At 72.6% G+C, this 21987-nt stretch carries 18 protein-coding genes and 1 tRNA gene; 13 read left to right on the forward strand and 6 right to left on the reverse strand.

The features are described from left to right. Positions 1-293: 293 nt before the first annotated feature. From ACIPYQ_RS37085 to ACIPYQ_RS37095, 3 genes are all read left to right on the forward strand, one after another. Positions 294-647, forward strand: coding sequence for a DUF805 domain-containing protein (locus ACIPYQ_RS37085; RefSeq protein WP_361751979.1), 354 nt, complete (start codon positions 294-296; stop codon positions 645-647). 201 nt (positions 648-848) lie between these two features. Then, entirely contained in the window at positions 849-3068 is a 2220-nt protein-coding gene (locus tag ACIPYQ_RS37090) for an NADP-dependent isocitrate dehydrogenase (RefSeq protein WP_401258622.1), read from the forward strand. Between the two features lie 168 nt (positions 3069-3236). Further along, positions 3237-4013: a hypothetical protein gene (locus ACIPYQ_RS37095; RefSeq protein WP_401258624.1), complete on the forward strand. Its 777-nt coding sequence runs from the start codon at positions 3237-3239 to the stop codon at positions 4011-4013. A 15-nt stretch (positions 4014-4028) separates the two neighbouring features. Here ACIPYQ_RS37095 and ACIPYQ_RS37100 read toward each other — a convergent pair whose 3' ends face one another. The 3 genes from ACIPYQ_RS37100 to ACIPYQ_RS37110 form a co-directional block, all read right to left on the reverse strand. After that, the gene (locus ACIPYQ_RS37100) at positions 4029-4442 is read right to left on the reverse strand and encodes a hypothetical protein (RefSeq protein WP_401258625.1); all 414 of its coding nucleotides are present in this window, start codon (positions 4440-4442) and stop codon (positions 4029-4031) included. A 190-nt stretch (positions 4443-4632) separates the two neighbouring features. Next, positions 4633-6912, reverse strand: coding sequence for a germacradienol/geosmin synthase (locus ACIPYQ_RS37105; RefSeq protein ID WP_401258626.1), 2280 nt, complete (start codon positions 6910-6912; stop codon positions 4633-4635). 12 nt (positions 6913-6924) lie between these two features. After that, positions 6925-8334 carry a family 2B encapsulin nanocompartment shell protein gene (locus ACIPYQ_RS37110; RefSeq protein ID WP_401258627.1) on the reverse strand — a complete coding sequence of 470 codons (1410 nt, stop codon included), beginning with the start codon at positions 8332-8334 and terminating at the stop codon, positions 6925-6927. Between the two features lie 317 nt (positions 8335-8651). Here ACIPYQ_RS37110 and ACIPYQ_RS37115 point away from each other — a divergent pair, with 317 nt between their 5' ends. After that, positions 8652-10028 (forward strand): hypothetical protein, encoded by a 1377-nt coding sequence (locus ACIPYQ_RS37115; RefSeq protein ID WP_401258629.1) that lies wholly within the window; start codon positions 8652-8654, stop codon positions 10026-10028. An 89-nt stretch (positions 10029-10117) separates the two neighbouring features. Beyond that, positions 10118-10672, forward strand: coding sequence for a hypothetical protein (locus tag ACIPYQ_RS37120; protein WP_401258631.1), 555 nt, complete (start codon positions 10118-10120; stop codon positions 10670-10672). 4 nt (positions 10673-10676) lie between these two features. On the opposite strand, the gene ACIPYQ_RS37125 is transcribed toward ACIPYQ_RS37120, so the two are convergent. Then, positions 10677-11858 (reverse strand): family 2 encapsulin nanocompartment cargo protein terpene cyclase, encoded by a 1182-nt coding sequence (locus tag ACIPYQ_RS37125; protein WP_401258633.1) that lies wholly within the window; start codon positions 11856-11858, stop codon positions 10677-10679. 318 nt (positions 11859-12176) lie between these two features. Here ACIPYQ_RS37125 and ACIPYQ_RS37130 point away from each other — a divergent pair, with 318 nt between their 5' ends. The 3 genes from ACIPYQ_RS37130 to ACIPYQ_RS37140 all read left to right on the forward strand — a co-directional run bounded on the left by ACIPYQ_RS37130 (position 12177) and on the right by ACIPYQ_RS37140 (position 16955). Next, positions 12177-13595: a family 2B encapsulin nanocompartment shell protein gene (locus ACIPYQ_RS37130; RefSeq protein ID WP_401258635.1), complete on the forward strand. Its 1419-nt coding sequence runs from the start codon at positions 12177-12179 to the stop codon at positions 13593-13595. A gap of 284 nt (positions 13596-13879) precedes the next feature. Further along, a complete protein-coding gene (locus ACIPYQ_RS37135) occupies positions 13880-15553 on the forward strand; it encodes a glycoside hydrolase family 71 protein (RefSeq protein ID WP_401258636.1) in 1674 nt (557 codons plus the stop codon). Between the two features lie 217 nt (positions 15554-15770). Next, entirely contained in the window at positions 15771-16955 is a 1185-nt protein-coding gene (locus ACIPYQ_RS37140; RefSeq protein WP_401258638.1) for an aminotransferase class V-fold PLP-dependent enzyme, read from the forward strand. Here the strand turns inward: ACIPYQ_RS37140 and cobF are convergent. After that, positions 16942-17694: a precorrin-6A synthase (deacetylating) gene (gene cobF / locus ACIPYQ_RS37145; protein ID WP_401258640.1), complete on the reverse strand. Its 753-nt coding sequence runs from the start codon at positions 17692-17694 to the stop codon at positions 16942-16944. The two genes, ACIPYQ_RS37140 and cobF, sit on opposite strands and share 14 nt — an antisense overlap. A gap of 18 nt (positions 17695-17712) precedes the next feature. Between cobF and ACIPYQ_RS37150 the strand changes: the two genes are divergently transcribed. Genes ACIPYQ_RS37150 through ACIPYQ_RS37165 form a run of 4 tightly spaced genes read left to right on the forward strand, consistent with a single transcriptional unit; the run spans position 17713 to position 21008 of the window. Beyond that, positions 17713-18468 (forward strand): (Fe-S)-binding protein, encoded by a 756-nt coding sequence (locus ACIPYQ_RS37150; RefSeq protein ID WP_401258641.1) that lies wholly within the window; start codon positions 17713-17715, stop codon positions 18466-18468. Then, the gene (locus ACIPYQ_RS37155; protein WP_401258643.1) at positions 18465-19958 is read left to right on the forward strand and encodes a lactate utilization protein B; all 1494 of its coding nucleotides are present in this window, start codon (positions 18465-18467) and stop codon (positions 19956-19958) included. The genes ACIPYQ_RS37150 and ACIPYQ_RS37155 overlap by 4 nt, the downstream gene beginning before the upstream one ends. Further along, entirely contained in the window at positions 19955-20608 is a 654-nt protein-coding gene (locus tag ACIPYQ_RS37160) for a lactate utilization protein C (protein WP_401258644.1), read from the forward strand. Before ACIPYQ_RS37155 ends, ACIPYQ_RS37160 begins: the two co-directional genes overlap by 4 nt. Before the next feature lie 4 nt (positions 20609-20612). Then, positions 20613-21008 carry a VOC family protein gene (locus ACIPYQ_RS37165; protein ID WP_361752010.1) on the forward strand — a complete coding sequence of 132 codons (396 nt, stop codon included), beginning with the start codon at positions 20613-20615 and terminating at the stop codon, positions 21006-21008. On the opposite strand, the gene ACIPYQ_RS37170 is transcribed toward ACIPYQ_RS37165, so the two are convergent. Beyond that, positions 20985-21470, reverse strand: a complete 486-nt coding sequence (locus tag ACIPYQ_RS37170; protein ID WP_361752012.1) for a DUF309 domain-containing protein — start codon at positions 21468-21470, stop codon at positions 20985-20987. The genes ACIPYQ_RS37165 and ACIPYQ_RS37170 overlap by 24 nt on opposite strands. Before the next feature lie 110 nt (positions 21471-21580). On the opposite strand from ACIPYQ_RS37170, the gene ACIPYQ_RS37175 reads away from it, so the two are divergent. Beyond that, positions 21581-21654, forward strand: a tRNA-Pro gene (locus tag ACIPYQ_RS37175). Positions 21655-21987: the final 333 nt, after the last annotated feature.

Genomic DNA, 21987 nt, shown 5'->3' on the forward strand with positions numbered 1-21987 from the left:
CCGGACCTTCCCTCCGGCTGCCCGGGCCGCGGTGTCGCGGTGCGGTAACGATGTGGGTAACGATCAGGGTGGCTGTCGGGGTGTCAAGTAGGCGCACAGGGGGGACTTTTCGGACTTCTGAGGACACGGCATCACTCCTGTGCTCCCCAGTCCCACTTTCGGTGCCGGAAATCTTCCCGTCCGGCCCATTTGGCTTCGCGTCAACTGGCTTGACCGCGACGTAAGGGGGGCATAAGTTCTGCCCCGGCTTGCTCCAGCAGGACGGGCCGACCAACCGTCCTCTGGGGGGACCCATGAACTACTACGTCGACGTCCTCAAGAAGTACACCGTCTTCTCCGGCCGCGCCCGCCGCCAGGAGTACTGGATGTTCTTCCTCTTCAACGTGGCCGCGCTGATCGTCGTCTCGATCCTGGACGCCGTCCTCGGCACCTCCCCGTGGCTGTACGCGCTCTACGCGCTGGGCACCCTCCTCCCGAACCTCGCCGTGACCGTGCGCCGCCTGCACGACACCGGCAAGTCCGGCTGGTGGTTCCTCATCAGCTTCGTGCCGCTCGTCGGCTTCATCTGGCTCATCGTCCTGCTGGCCACCGCCGGCAACGACCAGCCGAACGAGTACGGCGTGAACCCGAAGGCCGTCCAGGCCTGACCCGGCTCACAAGCCTTCACGGCTGAGCGCCGCCCCGGCTGGGAACAGCCGGGGCGGCGCTTTTCGCCGTTCGGAGGCCCGGCGTGACACGCGTCTCCCGGACTGGCGGCAGGGGGCTGTCCAGTCCGGCCCGATCACGAGATATCTTGATGTCGAGCAATGTTGCAGACGAGAGACGCAGACTGTGGAGCGGAGCATCCGGTGACTGACTCGACCATCATCTACACGCACACTGACGAGGCCCCGGCCCTCGCGACGTATTCCTTCCTGCCTGTGATCCAGGCATACGCGTCGACGGCCGGTGTGAATGTCGAGACCCGTGACATCTCCCTGGCCGGTCGGATCATCGCCAGCTTCCCCGAGCACCTGGAGGAGAGCCAGCGGATCGCCGACGCCCTCCACGAGCTCGGTGAGCTGGCGAAGACCCCCGAGGCCAACATCATCAAGCTGCCCAACATCTCGGCGTCGATCCCGCAGCTCAAGGCCGCGGTCGCCGAGCTCCAGGGCCAGGGCTACGCCCTCCCGGACTACCCGGACGACCCGAAGACCGACGAGGAGCGCGAGATCCGCGCGCGCTACGACAAGGTCAAGGGCAGCGCCGTCAACCCGGTCCTGCGCGAGGGCAACTCCGACCGCCGCGCCCCCGCCTCGGTCAAGAACTACGCCAAGGCGCACCCGCACCGCATGGGCGCCTGGACCCCCGAGTCGAAGACGAACGTCGCCACCATGGGCGCGAACGACTTCCGCTCCACCGAGAAGTCCGCGGTGATCGCCGAGGCCGGCACGCTCCGCATCGAGCACGTCGCCGCCGACGGCGCCACCACCGTCCTGCGCGACTCCGTACCGGTCCTCGCCGGTGAGGTCGTGGACGCGTCCGTCCTGCACGTCGACGCCCTGCGCACCTTCCTGAACGACCAGATCGAGCGTGCCAAGGCCGAGGGCGTGCTGTTCTCCGTGCACCTCAAGGCCACGATGATGAAGGTCTCCGACCCGATCGTCTTCGGCCACGTGGTCCGCGCCTTCCTCCCGAAGACCTTCGCCCGCTACGGCGAGACCCTGGCCGCCGCCGGCCTGTCGCCCAACGACGGCCTCGGCGCCATCCTGGGCGGCCTGGGCGCGCTGGCCGAGGGCGACGCGATCAAGGCGTCCATCGACGCCGAGATCGCCGAGGGCCCGGCCCTGGCGATGGTCGACTCCGACAAGGGCATCACCAACCTGCACGTGCCGTCCGACGTCATCGTCGACGCCTCCATGCCGGCCATGATCCGCACCTCCGGCCACATGTGGGGCCCGGACGGCGCCGAGGCCGACACCCTCGCCGTCCTCCCGGACAGCAGCTACGCCGGTGTCTACCAGGTCGTCGTCGACGACTGCCGCGCCCACGGCGCCTTCGACCCGTCCACGATGGGCTCGGTGCCGAACGTCGGCCTCATGGCCCAGAAGGCCGAGGAGTACGGCAGCCACGACAAGACCTTCGAGATCGCCGCCGCGGGCACCGTCCGCGTCGTCGACGCCGCGGGCAACACGGTCCTGGAGCAGGAGGTCGCCGCCGGTGACATCTTCCGCGCCTGCCAGACCAAGGACGCGCCGATCCAGGACTGGGTCAAGCTCGCCGTCACCCGCGCCCGCGCCACCGGCGTCCCGGCCGTCTTCTGGCTGGACGAGGACCGCGCGCACGACGCGCAGCTGATCGCCAAGGTCAAGACGTACCTCGCCGAGCACGACACCGAGGGTCTGACCATCGAGATCCTCTCGCCGGTCAAGGCCACCGCGTACTCCCTGGAGCGCATCCGCCGCGGCGAGGACACCATCTCGGTGACCGGCAACGTGCTGCGCGACTACCTGACCGACCTGTTCCCGATCCTGGAGCTGGGCACCAGCGCCAAGATGCTGTCGGTCGTCCCGCTGATGAACGGCGGCGGCCTCTTCGAGACGGGCGCCGGCGGCTCCGCCCCGAAGCACGTCCAGCAGCTGGTCAAGGAGAACTACCTGCGCTGGGACTCCCTCGGCGAGTTCCTCGCGCTGGCCGTCTCCTTCGAGCACCTCGCCACCACCACCGGCAACGCCCGCGCCCAGGTGCTGGCCGACACCCTGGACCGTGCGACCGGCTCCTTCCTCAACGAGGACAAGTCGCCGAGCCGCAAGCTGGGCGGCATCGACAACCGCGGCAGCCACTTCTACCTCGCCCTGTACTGGGCGCAGGAGCTGGCCAAGCAGACCGACGACGCCGAGCTGGCCGCGGCCTTCGACGCGCTCGCCAAGACGCTGGGCGAGCAGGAGCAGACCATCGTCGCCGAGCTGATCGCGGTGCAGGGCTCCCCGGCCGACATCGGCGGGTACTACCAGCCCGACGCCACGAAGGCCGCGGCGATCATGCGCCCGTCCGCGACCTTCAACCAGGCGATCGCCACCCTGGGCTGACCCGCGGCCCGCGGCAGGCAGCCGTAGGTGTTCCGCCCCGGCCGGCATCGCGCCCGGCCGGGGCGGACCCGTATCCCGGACCCGTATCCCGGACCCGTGTCGCGGACCCGGTGGCCGGGGAGGGGCCCCTGCGCTAGCGTTCGCGGTCCGTGACCTCGAGGGGGATCTGTGGGACGTCGCTCCGACACGTCGTGCGCCGGCATCGGATGCGCGGGACTCCTGCTCGTGGTGTTCGTCCTGCCCACGGTCGGCTATCTGCTGGCCGTGCCGCTCACACTGCCCGATCTGCTGGCGGAGCAGACACCGCCGCAGCAGATGCACGGCTTCGCGCAGTACCTCGTCGCCTACGCCATTCCGGTCGTCGTGGCCCTGGTCCTGGCGCTCTTCGCGAGCCGCCGCCGGGCCGACGCGCGGTGGCTGGTCCCGGCCCGGGCGGCGGGCCTGCTCTCCCTGGTCGCCGCGGCGCTGTGGTGGACGGAGGGCGAGGTCGGCGACCACCCGGTGTGGAACGTCCGCGCCACGGCGGAGAGCATGGCCGCCGGGCTGGTGGCACTCGCCTTCGTCGTCGCGGTCCGCCGGTGGGACGCCTCCCGCGGCGGCCCGCCCGTTGCCGCGTCCCCCCGCCGGCCGGCCCCGGGGGAGATCTGGCTGGCCATGGTGCCGCTGCGCGAGGACCCGGCGCGGCAGCTGCGCCACTACTGCGTGGTGCTGGCGGCCCACGCCGATCACGCCGAGGTCGCCCAGATCACCAGCAAGGACAAGGACGGGCGCTCCGACCACATCCGGATGCCGAACGACGGATGGGACCAGTACTCCGGCCGCGACCACTGGGTGGAGAGCGGCCTGCCGCCGCGCCGTGTCGACTACCGGATGTTCCTCACCTCGCGGCCCCAGGGGCGCTGCCCGGCCCCCGTGTGGCGCGAGCTCGGCCGGCAGCTCGACTGACGCCGGGCCCGCGGGTCAGAGGCGGTGGATGCGTTCCTGCTCGAACGCCAGCGGGGAGCGCCCGGCGGCCAGGATCCGCAGCCCGGGGGCGACCGACAGCAGGTTCCGCAGCCAGGCCAGGGCGTCCGGGCCGAGCTGCTCGGCGCCGTCCAGGACGAGCAGCATGTCCCGTTCGGCCAGCCACGACGCGGCGTTCTCCGGCCTGCGGGGCGGCACGGGCATGTCGGGTACGGAGCGCAGCTCGGCCGTCAGCTCGCGGATGCCGTAGCCGCCGTGGAGCGGGTCCATGGCGACGACGGCCACCCCGTCGTAGAAGTTGGACGCGAGGCGCCGCGCGATCTCCCGCACCAGCAGGCTCCGCGGTTCGCGCAGGCCCCCCGCCACGGTCAGGACCCGTCCCCGCCGGACGGCGGTGAGCAGGCGGGACATTTCATTGGATGTCGCGGGAAGCATGTTGGTTGTCCGTAATTCCGTCATTGGCACGATGGCCCCCCATCGCATGCGTGACCAAATGCGGCAAGAGGGTTCGATCGAGCCGCGTGACGATGATTATGCGCCACTTGCACCGTAAGACCAGGGGAATGTCGTATTCCGGCGAGCGGCTCCAGAGCCCCGCAGGTCAGGCCCAAGCGGGGAGATGCGGAGCCGGGGGCAGCAGCCGGCCCCGGCCCGGCGGATTCGGCGTCACGGCGCCCGCCGCCACGGCCGGGCGGTGCGCGTGGTGGCGCTTGAGGTCCTCCTCCCGGTACCGCCGCGTCTGCGCGTGCCAGACGGCGATCCCCGCGATCCACTGCTTCAGCTCGTCCACGTGGCGGTCCAGGGCCGCGCGGGCCGCCGCGTCCAGCCCGTGGTCCGCGTACAGGACGGGGAGTTCGTTCGCCACCACGTGCTCGAACTGCTGCATCCGCGCGGTCATCAGGTCGTTCACCACCCGCAGCGCCGTCGGGTAGTCGCAGTCGAAGAAGTTCTCCACGACGATCAGCAGGTTGTGCAGCTCGCCCTCGTACTCCGCCTCCTTCTGGTACGAGAACACGTCGTTCATGACGGCCGAGTAGTCGAAGGCCGCCGCGTGCAGGGACTGCACGGCCGAACTCCCGTAGACCTCCTCCGGAACCACGTCCATGTGCGCCATCCGCGCGAGCGAGATCGTCATCGGCGACCCGAAGGTCACCCGGCGCATCTCCAGGTAGTCCACCGGGTCCGGGACCCGGTTGGCCGCCTGGTTGTCGAGCTCCCACAGCCAGCTGTCCAGCACCTGGTCCATGGCCGACCGGAACATCTCCCGGCCGCGCGTCCCCATCGGCCCGGCCGTGCGCCGCCACAGGTCGGCCAGCCCCCGCTCCATCGCGTTGACCGCGGCCGGCGGCGCGGACAGGTCGAGCGGCATGCAGGCGCGCAGCCGCTGCGTCTGCGCCCTGGCCGCGGCCAGGGCCCGGGGGGTGCCGAAGACCAGGGGGTAGCTGTCGTCGGCGTACGTGCCCCAGCTCAGCCAGCCCGCGCTGATGTCCAGCGCCTGCGCCGAGCACCTGGGGTCGATGCCGGCCGAGCACAGCGCGAAGTCGTACCCGCGCGCCTTCTCCTCCCACCAGATGCCCTCGTCCAGGATGCCCATCGCCCGGTTCCACTCGATGAGCCGCTCCCGGGCGCCCGCCAGGTGCGGGTTGAGCACGTTCCGGTACGGCAGGTAGAACTCCGGGATCACCGAAGGGCCCACCGGATGCGGGACGTTGGAGTGCCGGCGCCGCCGCCGCGCGCCGCCGGTCACGCCCAGCAGCGCCTTGACGTTGGCGCCGGTGGTGCCGAGCCCGGAGGGGCCGCGCAGCCACCCGGGCAGGCCCGCCTCCGTCCCGCCCGGCCGGGACTTCGTGTACCGGCTGGAGCGCAAGTGCCACTCGTGGCCGCCGGACTGCCAGTCCTGGAGCCCGCGCGCGTAGGTGAGGACCGCGAGGATCCCGTCCGGGCCGAGGCCCTTCTCCGCGAACAGCACGGGCAGTTCGGTGAAGAAGGTGCTCTCGAACTGCTGGAGCCGCGAGGTGATCATGTTGTTCAGCTGGTCGGCGGCCTCCTGGGTGGTGCAGCCGAAGAACCGCTCCAGGACCAGCACCCCGTTGCTCAGCTCCCCCTCCTTCCCGATCTCCCGCTCGTACGAGAACAGGTCGTTGCGGAAGTGGACCGAGTCGGCGAAGCAGTCGCGCAGCACCCGCAGCGCCCGCTCCCCGGAGACCGACGCGGGCACCTCCACGCCCACCGCGTGCTCGACGATCCCCGCCGACCAGGGCGCGCCGCCCACCTTGCGGCGCTGTTCGACGTACTCCATCGGGTTGGACACCCTGCCGATGTTGATGTTGTCGAGCTCCCAGAGCGACTCGTCGAGCAGATCGCGGGTGGTGCGGGTGAAGCGCGCGATCCAGTCCGCCGAGTGACCCGGCACCGTACGCCGCCACAGGTCGGCGAGGCCCGCCTCGACCGGATGCGAGGGCTCGGGCATCGGGGCGTGCGGATCGGCGGGCATGAACGGCGTGAGCCGCTCCAGCGCCGCTCGCCCCGCGGCCCGGTCACCGGTGCGCTTGAACCGCTCCAGGAACCAGTCGTCGAAGAAGAACACCCACACGTACCAGTCGGTGACGAGCGAGAGCATCGGGCCGTCGCACTCGGGATGGGTGTAGGCGCACAGCAGCGCGTAGTCGTGCGCCTCCAGATCGGCCGGGCCCCACACGCCCGAGCCTTCCAGCATCCCCTGCTCCGCGGCCCACGCACGGCTGTGCGTCCGGGCCTCCTCCAGGTGGGGGTTGAGGCGGGCGGGGTGCGGGAGGTAGAACTCGGGCAGCTCGAAGGGCTGCCCCGAAGCGCTCTCCCGCCGGCCGCCGTCCGTCCGGTCGCTCTCCTGCCGAGCGGTCATGACGAGGCCCCCTCAGTCGTCGAATCGGGAGATCTCTACGTTCTCCAGCACCCCGACGGCGTCGGGCACCAGGATCGCCGCCGAGTAGTAGGCGGTGACCAGGTAGGAGATGATCGCCTGTTCGCTGATGTTCATGAAACGGACGGACAGGCCCGGCTGGTACTCGTCGGGAAGGGCCACCGGGTGCAGTCCGATGACCCCCTCGTTGTCCTCGCCGGTGCGCAGGACGAGGATCGAGCTGGTCCGCTCCGGGGTCACCGGGATCTTGTTGCAGGGCAGCAGCGGCACCCCCCGCCAGGACGGGACCCGGTGCCCCTGGAAGTCCACGCTGTCCGGGTACAGGCCGCGCCGGCTGCACTCGCGGCCGAACGCGGCGATGGTGCGCGGGTGGGCGAGGAAGTACTGCGAGCCGCGGCGGCGGCTGAGGAGTTCGTCCATGTCGTCCGGGGTGGGCGGACCCGTACGGGCGTAGACCCGCTGCTCGTAGTCGGCGTTGTGCAGCAGCCCGAACTCCGCGTTGTTGACGAGCTCGCTCTCCTGACGCTCCCTCAAAGCCTCGACGGTGAGCCGCAGTTGCTGCTCCGACTGGTTCATCGGCTTGTTGTAGAGGTCGGCGACCCGGGAGTGCACGCGCAGCACGGTCTGCGCGACGCTGAGCTCGTACTCGCGCGGGTCCAGGGCGTAGTCCACGTACGTGCCGGGCAGCATCACCTCGCCCGTGTGGCCGGCGGACAGGTCCACGGCATCGCTGCCCCGGCGGCCGACGCGCTCGGCCTCCAGGTAGGCCTCGGCGTGCCGGCGCAGCGCGGCGGAACTGTTCAGCGCCGCGTCCCAGTCGCCCCGGTTGAAGGTCATCGTCACCACGTCGGTCTGCGCCCGGGCGGTGAACTCCCAGCGGGCGTCGGGCAGCGGGTGGTGGCCGAAGTGGTCGCCGTCGCTCAGCACGTCCAGGCTCGCCTCGTCCCCGTAGGCGCCGGTGCCGAGCCGTTCGATCCGCCCGTGGGCGATGAGGAAGATCTTGTCGACGGGCTCGCCGCGCCGGACGATGACGTCGCCCTTGCGGAACTCCTCCTTCACGAACCGGTCCGCGATCGCCTTGATCACCTGGTCGTCGGGGAAGTTCCGGAGCATGCCGAGCTCGCGCAGCATCGGCGGGATGACGCGGAGTTCGGTCCCGGTCTTCACGAAGGTGATGCGTCCGTCGCCCACGGTGTAGCTCACGGTGCGGTTGACCCGGTAGGTGCCGCCGGCGGTCTGCACCCACGGCAGGATCCTCAGCAGCCAGCGCGAGCTGATCCCCTGCATCTGCGGCGCGGACTTGGTCGTGGTGGCCAGGTTCCGGGCGGCCTCGGTGCTCAGGCTCTGCCGGGCGGCGGCGGTCAGGTGGTCGGCGCTCACTTCGGTGCCGGGGTCGACGGACATGGCGGGCCTTCCTCTCGGTCGGTCTTCCTGGGAGTGGCGCGGGTGCCGTGCGCGACGGTGGGGTGTGCTGCCGGTCACTGCTCCCTCCGGGGCCGGGCGGGGGTGGTGTACGGGAGTGACCGGAAGGGGCGGTCCTGCTCCGCGCGATCTGCTGTGCTCCCGTACGCCAGGGCCACGCGGTGTGACCGTTCGCCACTCGGCGCACACGTCTAGTTAGGGGCAGGACGGCCTCACCCGGTACATCCGTCCCGGCCCCGCCGTGTTGAATGTCCGACCGCGTTGAATGGATGGACACGTGTACGAGCTGGGCGGTTCTGATGGCCAAGCGTGAACCCAACGGACGACTCCGCACCCTCCTCACCGACGCGCGCTGGAGCGGGCAGGACTTCGCACGCGCCGTCAACGGCGTCGCCGCCGAGGCCGGCCTCACCCTGCGTTACGACCGGACCTCCATATCCCACTGGCTGGCCGGCACCCGGCCTCCCGCGCACGTCGTCGCCCTCGCCGCCGAGGCACTGAGCCGCCGTACCGGACGGCGCGTCAGCCCGGCCGACACCGGTCTCGCGCGGCCGGCCGGCGCCGCCCGCCTGCGCGACCGCACCGGAACCGGCCCGCACGCCGCGGACGTCCTCGCACCGGACCTGTCGGCGGTGGCGGCCGGGGTCTGCGCGGGCGCCGCGCCGGCCGCCGGCCCCGGCATCGAGGCGGCGGCCCTGCTGGGGGAGATCCCGGTCTACTCCTCCGCCTGGCGGCCCCCCGGCTGGCCGCCCCCGGAAGCAGCCGGGGCGCCCGCGCGGCCGGCCGGGCGGATCGGGCTGCACCACGTGGAGGCCGCCGAGGCCGTGCTGCCGGTCTTCCGCAACGCCGACATGATGTTCGGCAGCGGCCTGGCCCGGCCCGCCCTGACCCGCTACCTCGCCACCACCGTGGCGCCCTGGCTGCGCGCCGGCGCCGCACCCGCCGTCCGGCACCGGCTGCTGGGCTGCGCCGCGCGGCTCGCCTACACCGCCGGCTTCCTGTGCTTCGACGGCAATCAGCAGGGCACGGCCCAGGCGTACTACCGGGCCGGGCTGCGGCTCGGCCAGGAGGCCGGGGACCCGCAGTGCTGGGCGCCCGTACTGCGGGCCATGAGCGTCCAGGCCCACCACCTGGGCCACCGCACCCAGGCGTGGGAGCTCGCGGAGGCCGCCGCCCGGGAGGCGGGACGGCTGCCCACCCTGCAGGCCGCGTTCGTCACCGGACAGCTGGCGGTCGCCGAGGCCGGCTGCGGCGACCGGCGGGCGGCGGTGGCCCGGCTGGGCGAGGCGGAACGGCTGCTGGACCGCTCGGCAGGACAGCGCGCGGCCATCGGCGACTACCACCACGCCGCTCTCGCCCACCAGCAGGCCGAGGCGCTGGCGGCCCTCGGGGACGCGCGCGGTGCGATCGCCGCGCTCGGCACCTCACTGCGGCACCGGCCCCCCGGTGAGCGCCGCGCGCGGGCCGTCACCCTGGCACGGCTCGCCGAACTCCACCTGAACCAGGGCCATCTGGAACGGGCCTGCGCCACCTGGCACGAGATGCTGGACGTGGTGCCCCAACTGGACTCGGCGCGGGTGCACGACGCCGTGGGCCGGCTGCGCGGCCGCCTCCAGACCGTCGGGGGCAACCGCACCGCGCGGGCGCTGCTGGTCCGCGTCCGCAGTCTCGGCTGAGGCCCCGCCCACGTCCTCCCGCGCCCTCCCGCGTCCTCCGGCGGACCGGATCAGTAGGGTCGACCGCACCGAGTGAAGGGGGAGGGCCCGTGGGGATCTACCGGCAGACCGTGGTGGACCTGGACGCCCCGCCGGAGGAGGCGGCCGCCCTCGGGGAGCGCGGCAGGGGCTGGCTGGAGGCGGAGGGGTTCATCCGCCCGGTGCCGTGGCAGGGCGACGTGGTGTACCTGGCCGGTCCGCAGTGGCGGGAGGCCGTCGACCTGGTCTCCTGGGACTGGCGTGCCCGGCTCAAGGGGCTGGAGGAGGAGCCCTGCGACGCTCTGCGCGTCGTGGTGGGCCGTACGGTCTTCTACGCAGGCCAGGGCGACGCCCCGTCCGCGCTCTGTCCCCACTGCCGAAGTGCCCTGCCCGACTGGCCCCGCGAGGCCCTCGACGCCTGGTACGCCACGGGCGCAGCCGATCTCGACTGCCCGGCCTGCGCCCACACTGCTCCGCTTCCGGAGTGGAACTGGACCGACGACTACTTCGCCTTCGCCCACCTCGGCTTCGAGTTCGACGACTGGCCGCCTCTGCACCCGCGCTTCACCGAAGCCTTCGGACGGGCACTGGGCCACCGGATCCGGCTGCTCCAGGGGAAGTTCTGAGACCCTACGCGGTGCCGCCCTCCGCGGGGCCGTGGTAGCGGGGGCTCGTGGCGTGCCACTCCTTCGCCCCGCCCATCCAGTTCCAGACGCCCTCCAGGAAGCGGCCCAGCGCGGGCGAGCCGAGGGCGGCCAGGGCGGCCGACTCCGCCTCGACGGTGTGCATGATCTCGTCGTGGACCTCGGCGGTCAGGTTCACCGCCTCCTGGAGCGAGCAGTGCTCCTCGGCCGCGATCAGGCGGGGGAGGTTGGTGTCGCCGGGATCCTCCCGGGCCATCGAGTACAGGTCGTTGAGCAGGCAGCTGGCGACCCCCGCGTACATGTACGTGCGCCGCACCCGGGCGTCAGCGAACTCGTGCGCGGGGACCTCGTACCCGCCGACCGGATCGGTGAGGCCCATGCAGGGGAAGAAGCCGTTCTCGTACCGGTGCAGCAGGTACTCCCAGACCGGCGGCCGGCGGGCGGACGTCCGCCACTCGGCCTCGTGGTTGTACCCGACGAACATCACCGCCAACTGGTAGCGCAGGCGGGTCACCTGGGTGGGGGAGGCGAACTCGGCGAGGTGCTCCAGCGCGGAGCGGAAGGCGCGCAGCACGGGTTCGGCATCCACCTGCTCCTCGAACCGCCGCTCGTAGCGCGGCGGCAGCCGCACCGGGTCGACCACGGCGTGCGCGAGCGCCAGGCGCAGGCCGATCAGCCGCGGGTCGGCGTCCTCCCCGGCGTCGGCCCAGTGGTCGTCGACGGCCCACTCGGAGAGCCCGCACTGCGCGGCCGCCAGCAGCCGGTCGGCGTCGTCGCAGTCGGGGTGCGCGAGCATCATCAGCCGGCCGAAGTGGCACGAGCGCAGCATGTCCAGTCGGCCGGCGTAGATCCCGATGCCGTCGGCCCACCGGACGAGCTCCTCGTTCACCGCGTCGGCCAGCGCCGGGTCGTCCCGTACGGCGTCGGGGCAGTACAGCGGGGGGATGACGATCCCCGCGCCGGTACGCGTACCCGTACGGGTGTCCGTGCGGGTGTCCGCGCGGGCGGGGCCGGGGTCGGCGCGCGGGGGAGCGGCGCCCAGGCCGCTCCGGCCGCCGAGCAGCCGGCTCAGGACCTCCGCCGGGTCGGCGACCGTGGCGCCGGCACGGCCCGGGGCGCGCGCGGGGGCGCGGTGCACGGCACCTGCCGCCATGGCTCCTGCTGTCACGGCTCCTGCTGTCACGGCTCCTGCTGTCAGGGCTCCTGGTGTCACGGCTCCTCCTGCGGGTCGGCACACCCACCCATGGAGCGGGGGCGGCCCCCGGTCCGGTAGGTCCGGCGCCCCGTCCGCCCGTTGAAGATCCGGCGGCGTTGAAAACCTGCACGGGTGTGCGCACGCCCGGGAGTTCGCACATCCGTACAGGCCTTCAACCGCCGGGGATTTTCAACAGCTCCCGGGACGGGGCGGCTACCGCGCCCGGCGCCCCGCGCCCCACGGTGAGCGTGCAGCACGCTCCGCGTGGACCGACGCAGGGAGGAACCCCGCATGACCGCAGAGGCGCAGCCACTCCTGGACCCCGCAGACGACCGGCAGCTGAGCCTGAGCACCGCCGCGGCCCGCAATCTCGCGACGACCACCAAGTCCGTCCCCCAGATGCAGGGCATCAGCTCGCGCTGGCTGCTGCGCATGCTGCCCTGGGTGGACCTGGGCGCCGGCACCTACCGCGTCAACCGGCGGCTGACCCACGCCGTCGGACGCGGCCGGGTCTCCTTCGTCCAGGCCGGCGCGGACGACGTACGCATCCTCGCCCCCACCCTCACCGAACTGCCCGTCCTCAAGGGCTACGCCGAAGCCGCCGTCCTGGAGGAGCTGGCCCGGCGCTTCGTCAAGCGCGACCTGCGCGCCGGAGACGTCCTCGTCGAGGCCGGCGCCCCCGTCGCCGAGGTGTTCATCATCGCCCACGGCCGCGTCGAGAAGCGGGCGTCGGGCAAGTACGGCGGCAGCGAACTCCTCGGCGTGGTCGCCGACGGGGACCAGCTCGGCGACGACGCCCTCGGCGAGGCCGACCCGCGCTGGGCGTACACCGTCCGGGCCGCCACCGCGGGCACCGTCATGGTGCTGAGGTGGAGCGCCTTCCAGGAGGTGCTGGGCCGCTCGGAGAGCCTGCGAACCCACCTGGACCAGTACGTCGAGAACGGCCGGCGGCCCGTCAACCGGCGGGGCGAGGCCGACATCGAACTCGCCTCCGGCCACGCGGGCGAGGCCCGGCTGCCCGCCACCTTCGCCGACTACGAACTGAGCCCGCGCGAGTACGAGCTGAGCCTCGCCCAGACCGTCCTGCAGATCCACACCCGGGTCGCCGACCTCTACAACGACCCGATGAACCAGTTCGAGCAGCAACTGCGGCTGACCGTCGAGGCGATGCGCGAGCGCGAGGAGTCCGAACTGCTCAACAACCGGGAGTTCGGCCTCCTGCACAACGCCGACTACGGGCAGCGCATCAGCACCTGGTCCGGCCCGCCCACCCCCGACGACATGGACGACCTGCTCAGCATGCGCCGCGGAACCGCCTTCTTCCTCGCGCACCCCAAGGCCGTCGCCGCCTTCCTCCGCGAGTGCAACAAGCGCGGCCTCACCCTCGACACCGTGGACGTGCACGGCAAACAGGTGCCCGCCTGGCGCGGAGTCCCGCTGCTTCCCTGCGGCAAGATCCCGGTCGTGGGCGGGCACACCAGCTCGATCCTCGCCCTGCGCACCGGGGAGGACAACGGAGGGGTCATCGGCCTGCGCCCGGCCGCGATCCCCGAACAGATCGAACCGGGCCTCAACGTCCGCTGCATGGGCATCGACCAGAAGTCGGTCATGTCCTACCTGGTCAGCTCCTACTACTCGGTGGCGATCCTGGTACCGGACGCCATCGGGATCCTGGAGAACGCCGACATCGCCGCCGCCCGCTCCGACTGAACCCCGCCGCGGGCCCGCCGCCCGTGGCCTCCGCGTCGGCGGCGGCGTAGTTCCGGTGGTGCGGGTGACGTACGTGCCCGGGCCTGGCATCTGGGAACGGTTGTCCGCACGCCGGTAATGGGCTCTACTGCTGTGCAGCCCCCGCTCGGGGCATATGCGCGGGAGGGACCAGGATGACAGCGGACCGTCGAACGGAGCACGGGACGGGGCACGGGAGGGGCCGCGGAAGGCGGCGCCCGACGCGCGCCTCCGGCGCCTCTGGCGCGCCCGGCGTTCCCGGACCCGTGTCGCACCGCCGTAGGCCCGCCGTCCGCGGCCGAAGACCGCTGCTCGCCCTGCTGCTGTCCGCCTTCTTCCTGGTCGGTGTCTGCGCGGCCACCGGCATCGCCTGGGACCCGTACAACGGGGCCTCCGTACGGAGCGGTTCGGCCCCGGCCGCCGGCCTCCCGCCGGCCCTCGGGCCCGACGGCGGCGCCACGGCCGGCGCCACCGTCCCGACCACCCCGCCGCCGGCCGGGACCCCGGCACCCACCAAGGGCGCCGCCGCCAAGGGCAACCCCCAGGGCGCCGTGGACACCGGAGCCGAACGCCCCACCGGCGCCCTGCCCTTCGACATGCCGCAGCCGGCCGCCCTGCGCTCCGGCGAAGCGGGCAAGAAGCTGGTGTTCGCCCACTACTTCACCCCGTACCCGCTCTCCCTCGACAACGCGAGCGCGGACAACGACTACTACACGCGCAACTACCTCGACCCCGACGGTGAGAGCGGGAAGCACGGAAAGTACGGCGGCCTGCTGCGCGACCGGCCGCTGCCCGTGGCGCCGAAGAGCGGCGACTGGGAGTACGCCAACCTCCAGCAGGAGGTGCGCACGGCCCGCGCGGCGGGCATCGACGGCTTCACCCTCGACCTGCTCTCCCTCTCCGGCAAGAACTGGGACCGCTCCAACCTGCTGATGGCCGCGGCCCGTTCGGTGGATCCGGCGTTCAAGATCATGCTGATGCCGGACATGACCTCGCTGAAGACCGACGACCCCCGCGAGCTCGCGAAGGCGATCGCCACGCTCGCCGACGCCCCCGCCGCGCACCGGCTCCCCGACGGCCGCCTCGTCGTCTCCCCGTTCAAGGCGGAGGCGAAGGGCGTGGCCTGGTGGACCGAGGTGATCGGCGCCCTCAAGTCCGAACACGGCATCCGTACCGCCTTCGTTCCGCTCTTCCTCGACTTCGGCGCCCACAGCGGGGAGTTCGCCCCGATCAGCCACGGGTTCTCGGAGTGGGGCAGCCGCAGCTACGTCGGCCAGGAGAGCTCCACGCGCGACGTCCAGCGGGCCCACGGCATGGGCAAGATCTGGATGCAGCCCGTGTCGGTCCAGGACGCCCGCCCCAACCAGGGCATCTACGACGAGGCCGGCAACACCGCGACCCTGCGCTCCACCTGGACGCACGCCATCGAGGACGGCGCCGACTGGGTGCAGCTCACCACCTGGAACGACTACTCGGAGGGCAGCCAGTTCGCACCCTCCCTGCACAACGGACACGCCTACCTGGACCTGAGCTCGTACTACCTGACCCGGTTCAAGACGGGCAGCTGGCCGAAGATCGTCCGGGACACCCTCTACCTCACCGCGCGCACCCAGTTCGCGAACGACGACCCGACGGGCGACCAGTCGCTGGTGATGTCGCTGCGCAAGGGGAGCGCCCCGTCCCGGGACACGGTGGAGGTGCTCAGCTTCCTCTCCGGGCCCGCCGAAGTCCGCACGACCGTCGGCTCCGTCAAGGGCAGCCACGAGGCCCCGGCCGGAATCCACTCCCGGCTGCTGCCGCTGAAGACGGGCACCAGCTCGGCGCAGATCGTCCGGGACGGCAAGCCCGCGGCGAAGGTCGACCTGCCGTACCGGGTGGACCACGCGGTGGAGGTCCAGGACCTCCAGTACTACGCAGCCACAAGCGGCCGCGAACCGTAGGGGCCCTTCTCGGGTGCGCCTCAAACGCCGGCGGGGCTGAAATATAGCCCCTCCGGCGTTTGAGGAGTGGGGGTCCCCCCGGACGGAGTCTGGGGGAGGGTCTGGGGCGGAGCCCCAGGGGCCCGCGCGGGAGCGGCCCGTCGGCGGCGGTCTTCCCGCTCCGGCGGCCGCCGGGAGATGATCCGGGCGAAACCCGCGCCGCACCCCCGGAGGCCAGATGCCCGAGCCGACACGCTCAGCCCCATCCCCCGCCGAGCCGCCCGCAGGGCACCCCGCAGGGTTCCCCGACGGGCCCGCCCTGTTCCGCCTGGACCCCCGCGTCGCCCACCTGAACCACGGCTCCTTCGGAGCCGTCCCCGTCCCCGTCCAGGAGGCCCAGGCCGCACTCCGCGCCGAGGTCCACGCCGATCCAGACGCGTTCTTCATCGCCGTCCCGGACCGCCTCGCCGCGGCCCGCGCGCGGATCGCCGCGCACCTCGGCGCCGACCCCGAGGGGCTCGCGTTCATCTCCAACGCCACCGAGGGCGCCAACCTCGCCCTCGACGCCGTCCCGCTCGCGGGCGGCGACGAGATCCTGGTGACCGACCACGGCTACGGCACCGTCGTCGAGGCCGCCGCCCGCCGCGCCCCGGTGACCACCGTCGCCCTGGATCCGCACCTGCCCGACGAGGACGCCGTACGCGAGACCGTGCTGGCCGCGCTGACGCCCCGTACGAAGGTGGCCGTGCTCGACCACGTCAGCTCACCGACCGCCCGGATCATCGCCTCGCCGCGGCTCCTCGCCGACCTGCGGGAACGCGGAGTGATCACCGTCGTCGACGGCGCCCACGCCCCCGGGATGCTCGCCGACCCCCTCGCCGGCGGCGCGGACTTCTGGTTCGGCAACCTCCACAAGTGGGGGTACGCGCCCTCCGGAAGCGCGATCCTCGCCGTCGCCCCGCAGCACCGCCACCGGATCCGCGCGCTCGTACCGTCCTGGGAGGACCGGCACGGCTTCCCGCGGTCCGTCGAGAACCGCGCCACCGCCGACTACACCGGCTGGCTCGCCGCCCCCGACGGACTGGACCTCATCGAACGCCTCGACGCGGTCAAGGTCCGGGCGCACAACAGCGCCCTCGCCGCCTACGGCGCGACCCTGCTCGCCGAGCTCCCCGGGCTCACCCCGCTCCCGCACGGCGACGCCCTCGCCATGCGCACCCTGCGCCTGCCGGCCGGGGTCGCCGACACCCCGGACCGGGCCCGCGCGCTGCGCGAGCGGATCGCGGCCGAGGAGGGCATCCGGGTGCTGGTCTGGCCCTGGCCGGGCGGCGGAGGCATCCGCGTCTGCGGCCAGATCTACAACCGGCCCGAGGAGTACGAACGCCTCGCCGACGTCCTCCCGTCGTACCTCAGCCGCGCCTGAGCAGGTACGTGTCCATGATCCAGCCCTTGCGGGCGCGGGCCTCGGTGCGCAGCTCCTCGATCTGCCCGGCGACCTCCGCGAGCTTGCCCGAGACCAGGATCTCGTCCGGGGTGCCCACGTAGGCCCCCCAGTAGATGAAGAGGTCCTGGTCCAGGTGGGCGGTGAAGGCGTGCCGGGCGTCCAGCATCACCACCACGTCGTCCACGTCGTCCGGCCAGCCCTCGGCCAGCCTGCGGCCGGTGGTGATCTGGACCGGGCGCCCGACCCGGTTCAGGTTGGTCCGGTGCCGCGCCAGCAGCGCGGAAATGCTGCTGATGCCCGGCACGACCTCGTGCTCGAAGGCCACCCGGCCGGCCTCCAGCACCTCGTCGAGGATCGCGAGCGTGGAGTCGTACAGGGAGGGATCGCCCCACACCAGGAACGCCCCGGTCTCGCCGTCCGCGAGGTCCTCCGCGATGAACCGCTCGAAGATCTCGGCCCGCGCGCTGCGCCAGCCGTCCACCGTCGGCGCGTAGTCGGCGGGGGTCCGGTCCCGGTCCGGGTCGCGGCCCTCCACCAGCCGGTGGCCGGGCCGGGCGTGCGCGTCGAGCATCGCGCGCCGCAGCCCGGTCAGGTCCGCCTTCTCCTCGCCCTTCTCCAGAATGAGGAATGCGTCCGCCGCGCCGATCGCCCTGACCGCCTGGAGGGTCAGATGGTCCGGGTCGCCCGCGCCTATGCCGATCACTGAGAACTTCTTCACCCGGCTATTCTGCCCGTCATGCGCGTCGCCCTGTTCGTCACCTGCGTCAACGACGCGCTGTACCCGCGGACCGGCATCGCCGTCGTACGTCTGCTGGAGCGGCTCGGCGTCGAGGTGGACTTCCCGGCGGGCCAGAGCTGCTGCGGGCAGCCGCAGTACAACACCGGCTACCGGCACGAGACGGAACCACTCGTCCGGCGTACCGCGGAGGCCTTCGCCGGCTACGCGTACGTGGTCACTCCCTCCGGGTCCTGCGCCGCGATGATCCGCGAGCACTACCCGCGCATCGGCCGCAAGGCGGCCGCCGAGGGGCGCAGCTCCGGGCTGGCGGACGCGGCGCGCTCCCTGGCGCCGCGCGTCTACGAGCTGACCGAGTTCCTCGTCGATGTGCTCGGGGTGACCGACGTGGGCGCGTACTTCCCGCACAGCGTCACCTATCACCCCTCCTGTCACGGTTTGCGCAGCCTCGGTCTCGGGGACCGGCCGCGGCGGCTGCTGGCCGCCGTGAAGGGCCTGGAACTGGTCGAGCTGCCCGGCGCCGAGGAGTGCTGCGGATTCGGCGGCACCTTCGCCGTCAAGAACCCGGACGTGTCCACCGCGATGGGCACCGACAAGATCACCGCTGCCGCGGCCACCGGCGCGCAGGTCCTGTGCGGGGCGGACAACTCCTGCCTGGCCCACCTCGACGGCCTGCTGCGCCGCGCGGACGCCCCGCTGCGGGCCGTGCACCTCGCCGAGATCCTGGCCGCGACCGAGGAGGAACCGCTGCTGTGACCGGAACCCACCTCGGCATGCCGTCCTTCCCCGCCTTCCCCGGGGCCGCCCGCGAGGCCGTACGGGACGAGGTGCTGCGCGCCAACCTCCGGCACGCCACGCACACCATCCGCGACAAGCGGGCCCGGGCCGTCGCCGAACTGGCCGACTGGGACCGGCTGCGCGCCGCGGGCAAGGCCGTCAAGGACCACACGCTGCGCCATCTCGACCACTACCTGCTGCAGTTGGAGGCGGCGGTGACGGCCGCCGGCGGCACCGTCCACTGGGCCGTCGACGCGGACGAGGCCAACCGGATCGTCACGGACCTCGTCCGGGCCACCGGTGAACGCGAGGTGGTCAAGGTCAAGTCGATGGCCACCCAGGAGATCGGGCTCAACGAGGCCCTGGAAGCCGCCGGGATCGCCGCGTACGAGACCGACCTCGCCGAGCTCATCGTGCAGCTCGGCCACGACCGCCCCTCCCACATCCTGGTCCCGGCCATCCACCGCAACCGGGCCGAGATCCGCGACATCTTCCGTGCGGAGATGGGGAAGTGGGGCCGCCCCGCGCCCGAACCGCTCGGCGACGACCCGCGGGAACTCGCCGAGGCGGCGCGCCTGCACCTGCGCGAGAAGTTCCTGCGCGCCAAGGTGGCCGTGTCCGGCGCCAACTTCATGGTCGCCGAGACGGGCACGATGGTCGTCTTCGAGTCCGAGGGAAACGGGCGCATGTGCCTCACCCTGCCCGAGACCCTGATCTCGGTCGTCGGCATCGAGAAAGTCGTCCCGACCTTCCGGGACCTGGAGATCTTCCTCCAGACGCTGCCGCGCTCCTCGACGGCCGAGCGGATGAACCCGTACACGACGATGTGGACCGGGCTGGGCCCTTCGGGAGGGGCCGACGGCGACGGGCCCTCCGCCTTCCACCTCGTCCTCCTCGACAACGGCCGGACCGACACCCTCGCCGACGAGACCGGCCGCCAAGCCCTGCGCTGCATCCGCTGCTCCGCCTGCCTCAACGTCTGCCCGGTCTACGAACGCGCCGGCGGCCACGCCTACGGATCCGTCTACCCGGGCCCCATCGGCGCCATCCTCAGCCCCCAACTCCGCGGCACCGGCAGCGAGATCGACGCCTCGCTGCCCTACGCCTCCACCCTGTGCGGGGCCTGCTACGAGGTCTGCCCGGTCGCCATCGACATCCCCGAGGTCCTCGTCCATCTGCGCGAACGGGTGGCCCAGGGCGGCCCGGTGACCCGGAACGGCGTACGCGTACGGATCCGCCCCGCCCACGGCCACACCGCCGAACGGGCCGCCCTGCGCGCCGCCCGGCTGCTCCTGGACCGACCTGGAGCCCTGCGTGCGGGGGAGCGCCTGCTGGCCCGGGCCCGCCGGCTCGCGCCGCGCCGGCTGCCCGGCCCCGGCCGGGCCTGGACCGACACCCGCGAGCTGCCCTCCGTACCCCCCGAATCCTTCCGCGACTGGTGGACCCGCGAACGGGGGAACCCTCAGTGACCAGCAAGGACCGCATCCTGTCCCGCATCCGCCGGGCACTGCCGGAGGCGCCCCGGTGCGCAGCCGAGGGGACGCGCGTCGGGGACATCCCGCGCGACTACCTCCACGTGCACGGCGACCGCACCCCCGCCGAGAGCGCCGACCTGCTGGCCGCCCACCTGTCCGAGTACCGCGCGAAGGTCCACCGCACCGACGCGGCCGGCCTCCCGGAGCTCCTCGCCCGGCTCCTCGCCGCGCGCGGCGCCCGGACGGTCCTCGTCCCGCCCGCCCTGCCCGCGCACTGGCTCGCGGCCGCCGGCGCGGTCCTCGTCCAAGACCGCGCCGAGTCCACCCCGTACGAACTGGACGCCGTCGACAGCGTGGTGACCGGCTGCGCCCTGGCCGTCGCCGAGACCGGCACGATCGTCCTGGACGGCGGCCCGGAGCAGGGCAGGCGCCGCATCACCCTGATCCCCGACCACCACGTCTGCGTGGTCCGGGTCCCCGACCAGCTGGTCGACTCCGTTCCGCAGGCCCTCGCGCGCCTCGACCCCACCCGCCCGCTGACCTGGATCTCCGGCCCCTCGGCGACCAGCGACATCGAACTCGACCGGGTGGAGGGCGTCCACGGCCCCCGCACCCTGGAGGTCGTCCTCCTCGGCGCACAATAGGGGCATGCCCTCCCACATCGCCCTCACCGCCCTGGTCGTCAACGACTACGACGAGGCCATCGACTTCTACACCCGCGCCCTCGGCTTCGACCTCGCCGAGGACACCGCGCGCCCGGACGGCTCCCGCTGGGTCGTGGTCCGCCCGCCCGGCGCCACCGAGACCGCCCTGCTGCTCGCCCGCGCCAAGGACGACGCCCAGCGCTCCCGGGTCGGCGACCAGACCGGCGGCCGCGTCGGCTTCTTCCTCTACACCGACGACTTCACGCGCGACCACACCCGGATGACCGCCGAGGGCGTCCGCTTCCTGGAGGAGCCGCGCCACGAGGCGTACGGCTCCGTGGCCGTCTTCGAGGACCTGTACGGAAACCGCTGGGACCTACTCCAGCCCGCCGCCGGCTAGCCGCGGCGCCTCCCGTACGGGATCGACCGCCGGGCCGCCGGCCTCCACCCGGCCGGCCAGCTCCCGGGCCCACCGCACCAGCCCCGGCACGTCGATCCCGTACGGCCCCCCGTCCACCTCCTCGATCCCGGCGGCCCCGCGCCGCAGCAGCCGCGCCCCGCCGACCGCATTGCCGCGCGCGGCGTGCGTCAGCCCGACCGCGAGCTGCGCCAGCCCCCGCCAGAGCGGGGCGCCGCCCTCGGGCCCCGACTTCCAGGCGTCCTCGAACACCTCGTGTGCGTGGAACGGCATCCCGGCGTCCAGCAGCCGCTGCGCCTCCCGCACCGTCTCCCCGGGCGAGCGCACCACCCCCTCGGGCTGCCGCTCCACCCCGGCCTCCCCGTAGGGCAACGGCCGCCCCAGTCCATCCCTGGGCCGCGCACTCCGCGCCCGCCCTTCGCCATCCCGATCCCGTGCATTCACCTCCCCATCCTCCCCCCTCGCCGATCACCGGTGCATGGACACCCCTCGGCGTGCGGTAATGTTCTGCATGTGCCGCCGAGCACGGGGAAACCCGCAGGTCGAAGGCACATCGGGACGTGGCGCAGCTTGGTAGCGCACTTGACTGGGGGTCAAGGGGTCGCAGGTTCAAATCCTGTCGTCCCGACTATGGGCTTAAGCCTTAGTCGCAGCTGAGGGCCTTGTTTCACTTCGGTGAGGCAAGGCCCTTGATCGTTTCTCTGGGCTGTCGTGTCACAGTTCGTCACAGACGCTGGCGATCACGCCGCACCGGCCAGCAGTTCACCCAGCTTGTCCGAGCCAGCCTTGAGGCTCTGGAGGTCGGGGTGGACATAGACGCGCTTGGTGAACGACAGGTCAAGGCAGGTTACAGGCGCTACCTCTCGATACGGAGGCCCTGAAGATAGCCGCCCTGGATTGCGCCTCTCGGTAGATATTTGGTCGCAGGAGGTTCATCCTCGGGGCGGTTTGCCTCATCGGA

This window comes from Streptomyces sp. NPDC090045, assembly GCF_044747975.1.
Lineage (GTDB): Bacteria > Actinomycetota > Actinomycetes > Streptomycetales > Streptomycetaceae > Streptomyces.